At 39.4% G+C, this 5894-nt stretch carries 5 protein-coding genes; all 5 read left to right on the top strand.

Annotated elements, in window-relative coordinates; translation table 11 throughout:
- Window positions 1-219 precede the first annotated feature (219 nt).
- The 5 genes from astE (at window position 220) to CWB66_RS03070 (ending at window position 5857) form a co-directional block, all read left to right on the top strand.
- Window positions 220-1272, top strand: a complete 1053-nt coding sequence (gene astE / locus CWB66_RS03090) for a succinylglutamate desuccinylase (RefSeq protein WP_138584302.1) — start codon at window positions 220-222, stop codon at window positions 1270-1272.
- A 265-nt stretch (window positions 1273-1537) separates the two neighbouring features.
- Window positions 1538-2752: a thiamine pyrophosphate-dependent dehydrogenase E1 component subunit alpha gene (locus tag CWB66_RS03085; RefSeq protein ID WP_138584301.1), complete on the top strand. Its 1215-nt coding sequence runs from the start codon at window positions 1538-1540 to the stop codon at window positions 2750-2752.
- Window positions 2752-3729: an alpha-ketoacid dehydrogenase subunit beta gene (locus CWB66_RS03080; RefSeq protein WP_138584300.1), complete on the top strand. Its 978-nt coding sequence runs from the start codon at window positions 2752-2754 to the stop codon at window positions 3727-3729. Before CWB66_RS03085 ends, CWB66_RS03080 begins: the two co-directional genes overlap by 1 nt.
- Window positions 3730-3737: 8 nt before the next feature.
- Window positions 3738-5348 (top strand): dihydrolipoyllysine-residue acetyltransferase, encoded by a 1611-nt coding sequence (locus tag CWB66_RS03075; protein ID WP_138584299.1) that lies wholly within the window; start codon window positions 3738-3740, stop codon window positions 5346-5348.
- Between the two features lie 149 nt (window positions 5349-5497).
- A complete protein-coding gene (locus tag CWB66_RS03070) occupies window positions 5498-5857 on the top strand; it encodes a DUF805 domain-containing protein (protein WP_077538022.1) in 360 nt (119 codons plus the stop codon).
- Window positions 5858-5894: the final 37 nt, after the last annotated feature.

Below are 5894 nucleotides of genomic sequence, written 5' to 3'. Positions count from 1 at the left end.
AAACAAGCCAATATTATTAAAAACATGATCACTTTAGCGTATTAAATAACTCACTAACTACGTTAAAAATTATTTATATAGAACAGCTATGTATCATAATTTTAGCCTTGTTATTGCGCTATTTTCTTGTCGCTATAATAGATCATTAATTTAATGCAATTGGTATTAAAAGTAGACGCTTGAGGTTTTATTCTCATATTCTATAAAAGGGCTTATTACATGTCAGCCAATCCATCTTACTTAAATGAATTAAAACAAACCGGTGATTTTTTAACGCTTAGCCGTAATAACGAATGGCATTTAGATGCAGGTGAGTTTGTTTTAGATAATGGCACGCGTGTGAATATACACGACACCGGAGTAATAGAGTTCCAACCTGCGGTTAAAACAACAAAAGATGTGGTTTATTCAAGTGCTGTACACGGTAACGAAACTGCACCAATCGAAATTTGTGACGCACTGATCACACAAATTATAAACGGTGAGCTAATACTTAAGCAGCGTGCCTTGTTTATTTACGGCAATCCGCAATCGATTAATATTGGTTTGCGTTTTGTAGAAGAAAATTTAAATAGATTATTTAATGGCTACCATACAGTTGAAGGCGTGCCAATGAATAATGAGCGCACCCGCGCTGCAAAGCTTGAGCAATATGTAAGTGATTTCTATGCACGTGGCGAGCTAGGAAGTAGCCGATGTCATTACGATTTACACACTGCAATTAGAGGCTCCAAAAACGAAAAGTTTGCGGTATATCCATTTTTGCATGGTAAACCGTGGAAAAAATCTCAGCTACAGTTTTTATTAAGCAGTGGTGTAAACACCGTGCTTATGATGAAATCACCTGCGACAACGTTTAGTTACTATTCATCATTTGTACATGGTGCAGATTCTTTCACGGTTGAACTTGGTCAAGTTAAGCCATTTGGTGAAAACGATATGACCCGCTTTGAAAAAACAAAGCAAACGTTAACTGCATTAATTAGCCAAAATGAAGTGCAATACCCTAAATTCAATGCAAATGATTTTGAACTTTTTGCAGTGCATCGCACAATTAACAGAACACAGGATGATTTTAGTTTTCCTTTTTCAGATGACGCCGAGAACTTTACAGGCTTTGCGAAAGGTGAACTACTTGCAACCGATGGTGATACACCGTTTTATGCCAACGTTGAAGGCGAGGCTATTATTTTCCCAAATGCAAATGTCGCGTTAGGACAAAGAGCGCTGTTGACTGTTATCCCGATGAATATTGATAGTAATTTCGTATAAGCTTACTCATCAGACCACTGCTAACCTTAAGTTAACTATATGATTACTATTAATTAAAGTAACCGTATTGTTAACTTGCCACTTATTTAACCAGTATTTGCTTTTGTTTTGTCCTAGATCTGTTGAATAACACTTTACGTTAACGTAAAGTGTTGGCAGCTTTAATTAAAGATAGTGCAGATATTGCAAAGTTTAACCTGCAATAATCACCCACAATAATAATCTAAAGGGGCACTGTTTTACCGACAACAAAAGAAGGTAGGTTATGAGTAATCCAAATAACGTATCGCTGAATATTAACCACACGCTTGAATTTATTGACGGCCAAGCACTTAATATTCCAACCCTTAGTATTTTAACTGAGGATGGCGACATTCACCCTAGTGCAACCGCACCTGATATTTCAAAACATACCGCGATTAAATTATACGAAACAATGCGTTTTATACGTTTATTGGATGAGCGTATGCAAGGTGCACAACGCCAAGGCCGTGTTAGTTTTTATATGCAATGTTTAGGTGAAGAGGCCGCTGTTACTGCCTCTGCTGCAGCACTTGATCAAGACGATATGATTATGGCTCAGTATCGTGAACAAGCTGCACTGCATTATCGTGGTTTTACCCTAGATCAATTTATGAACCAAATGTTTTCAAACGAATTGGATTTAGGTAAAGGTCGTCAAATGCCAATTCACTATGGTTCTAAAGCACTAAATTACATGACCATTTCATCGCCACTGGGTACGCAAATACCACAGGCAACAGGTTATGCATACGGCCAAAAAATAAAACACATCGACGCAAAAACTGGCGAGCTTGCAAGCACAATTGATAATGTGACTATTTGTTACTTCGGCGAAGGTGCGGCATCGGAAGGTGACTTTCATGCGGGTTTAAATATGGCAGCTGTTCACAGAGCGCCGGTTATATTTTTTGCACGTAATAACGGTTATGCAATATCAACTCCTGCTGATGAACAGTTTAAAGGTGATGGCATTGCATCTCGCGGTGTCGGTTATGGCATTAAAACAATTCGTGTTGATGGCACAGATGCACTGGCTGTGTATGCGGCGACTAAAAAAGCACGGGATATAGCCTCTACACAAGGTGAACCAGTACTCATAGAATCGATTGCTTATCGATTAGGCGCGCACTCTACGTCAGACGATCCAAGTGGCTATCGCTCTAAAGATGAAGAAGCGAACCACCAAGCGTGTCCAATAGATAAATTTAGAAAATGGCTGGTCAAGCAAGACTGGTTAAACGAAGAAGACGATACAAAAGCGAAAGAATCAATCCGTGAAGAAATTTTAGCGGCGCTTAAGCGTGCTGAAGTTATTGCAAAACCCGCATTAGAAGAGCTAGTGTCGGATGTTTACGATACGCCAATTCCGTTATTACAACGCCAGTACGAGCAATTAAAAGAACATATCAAACAGCATCCAGATGCTTACCCAGTCACAGCAGGGAGAATTAAGTAATGGCTAAAATGAACATGCTCCACGCAATTAACTCTGCGCTCGACATCACGATGAATGAACATCCTCAAGCCTGCATTTTTGGTGAAGACGTTGGTTACTTTGGTGGTGTATTTAGAGCAACATCGGGCTTGCAAGAAAAATACGGTAAGCATCGTGTTTTTAATACACCTTTAACAGAGCAAGGCATTTTAGGCTTTGCTAATGGTTTAGCGGCATTTGGTGCACCTGCACTGGCTGAAATTCAATTTGCTGATTATATTTTTCCAGCCTTTGATCAAATAGTAAATGAAGCTGCTAAGTTTCGTTATCGCAGTGGTAATGAATTTGATGTAGGTAACTTAACTATTCGTACACCTTATGGTGGTGGTATTGCAGGTGGTTTATACCACTCACAATCACCAGAAGCTTATTTTGCGCACACACCGGGTTTAAAAGTGGTTGTACCGCGTAACCCTTATCAAGCGAAAGGTTTATTACGCGCATCAATTAAAGATGACAACCCTGTAATATTTTTTGAACCAAAACGTTTATATCGCGCATCAATTGGCGAAGTGCCAGAAGAAGATTACAGTATTGAATTAGGCACAGCTGAAGTAGTGCAAGAAGGTGCTGATATTACGCTATTAGCCTGGGGTGCTCAAATGGAAATTATTGAAGACGCGGCTAAACAAGCAAGCGAGCAAGGTATAAGTTGTGAAGTAATAGATCTTCGAAGCATATTACCATGGGATGTAGATACAATTGCTAAATCAGTTATTAAAACCGGGCGTTTAATTGTCAGCCATGAAGCGCCTATAACCAATGGTTTTGGAGCAGAAATAGCGGCGACTATCCAGCAAGAATGTTTTCTTCATTTAGAGTCGCCAATTTTACGTGTATGTGGCTTAGACACGCCATACCCATTGGCGCTAGAAAAAGAATATATACCAGATGCATTAAAAGTGTTGGCTGCAATTAAACAATCGATGGATTTTTAGGGGTTATTATGGCTAAAGATTTTATATTACCCGATATTGGTGAAGGCATTGTTGAATGCGAAGTTGTTGAGTGGCTAGTGCAAGAAGGCGATACTGTATCTGAAGATCAGCCAATTTGTGATGTAATGACAGACAAAGCATTAGTGCAAATTCCGGCTGTGCATGATGGCGTTATTTCAAAGCTATATTATCAAAAAGGTGAAATTGCTAAAGTACATGCCCCTTTATTTGCTATGGATGTAGCGGGTGAGAATAAGCATAATGAAGCTGCTCAAGAAACACTTCAAACTGCACCTCAAACTGCGCCTCAAACTGCGCCTCAAACTAATAACAACGCAGCTGATTTGGTTGAGGACTTTATACTCCCTGATATTGGTGAAGGTATTGTTGAGTGTGAAATTGTCGATTGGTTAGTCGCAGAAGGCGACGAAATAGAAGAAGACCAAGCGGTTTGTGACGTAATGACCGACAAAGCATTAGTACAAATTCCGGCAAAATATACAGGCACAGTGCAAAAGTTATATTACCAAAAAGGTGAAATAGCGAAAGTACATAGCCCATTGTTTCAAATGACAATTGCAGGCAGTGCAACAAAACCTAATGTTGATATAAACCAAGCGGTCGTAAAGGCTCAAGCTAATGCTGTCGCTGAAAAAGTTGCCCCTGTTAAAATGCAGCAAGCTGCTAAAGTTATCAATCAAAAAGCGGTTGCATCACCTGCGGTTCGTCGCAAAGCACGTGAACTTGATATTGATTTAACCTGTGTACCTGGCAGTGGCAAGAATGGGCGTATTTACAAGCAAGATATTGAAGAGTATATAAAAGGCGAAGTGCCAAATACGATTGATACGTCACCGCTTAATAGTGATGCTTCTCAAAGTGCAGTACAAAACCAAATGCAGAATACAACTGGTGGCGTACGAGTCGAGCCTATTAAAGGCATTAAAGCGGCTATGGCAAAGCAAATGGTGGCTTCGGTCTCTACAATCCCACACTTTACGTTTTGTGATGAAATTGATTTAACCGATCTTATTGCTTTAAGAGGCTCTATGAAGGAGCAATACAAGGCGCAAGGCGTTAAGCTCACTATGATGCCGTTTTTTGTAAAAGCGTTGTCACTTGCAATGAAAGAGTACCCAGTACTTAATTCTAAAGTAAATGATGAATGCTCTGAGCTGACTTATTATAACGATCATAATATCGGAATCGCGGTCGACTCAAAAATAGGTCTATTAGTCCCTAATATTAAATCGTGTCAGAGTAAAAGCATTGTTGATGTAGCAAATCATTTAACTCGATTGACCGAGTCAGCTAGAGAAGGGCGTGTTGCACCGGATGATTTAAAAGGTGGGACAATTAGCATCTCTAATATTGGCGCAATTGGCGGTACTATTGCGACACCTATTATTAATAAACCAGAAGTGGCTATTGTTGCGCTAGGAAAGTTACAGCATTTACCGCGTTTTGATAGCAACGGGCAAGTCGTGAGTAGAGCGATTATGCAAGTAAGCTGGTCTGGCGATCATCGCGTTATTGATGGCGGTACGATTGCACGCTTTAATAACGTGTGGAAATCTTATCTAGAAAACCCATCGACAATGATGATGGCTATGAGTTAATAGCTAATTCGTTAATGTATGATAAAAAACCAGCTTTTAGTTGGTTTTTTGTTTCAAACTTAGCCGCTTTTAATTAAGATACACCTGTTACTAAAAGTAATAAAACTTCGCCCTGTAGGGAATATAAAAAATAACACTAAAGAATTATTATGGAATATTACATGAACGCGTTGCGCAGCTACGCAGACTTTTCAGGTCGTAATCGTCGTAAAGCATATTGGATGTTTGTATTGTTTAATACTATTTTTTCAGTAGTTTGTAATGTGATTGATGGTGCACTAGGTACAATGTTTATTGGTTCAATTTATAGCTTAGCACTTTTAATTCCTGGTTTAAGCGCGGGTGCTCGTCGTCTTCATGATACTGGCCGCTCTGGTTGGTGGCAGCTACTTTGGTTAGTGCCTATTATTGGTTGGATAGTTTTAATTATCTTTTTAGCGCAAGATTCTCACGAAGGTGAAAACGATTTTGGCTCAAACCCTAAAGAAGGTTTTGTGGCAGCAGAGTAAATGACTATGTTTTAGCAAAAAGCTCAGCAATTGCTGA

Source organism: Pseudoalteromonas sp. S558 (assembly GCF_005886635.1).
GTDB lineage: Bacteria > Pseudomonadota > Gammaproteobacteria > Enterobacterales > Alteromonadaceae > Pseudoalteromonas > Pseudoalteromonas aliena.
The sequence above is the reverse complement of the archived record's forward strand: the minus strand, read 5'-3'. Positions and strand labels throughout refer to the sequence as shown.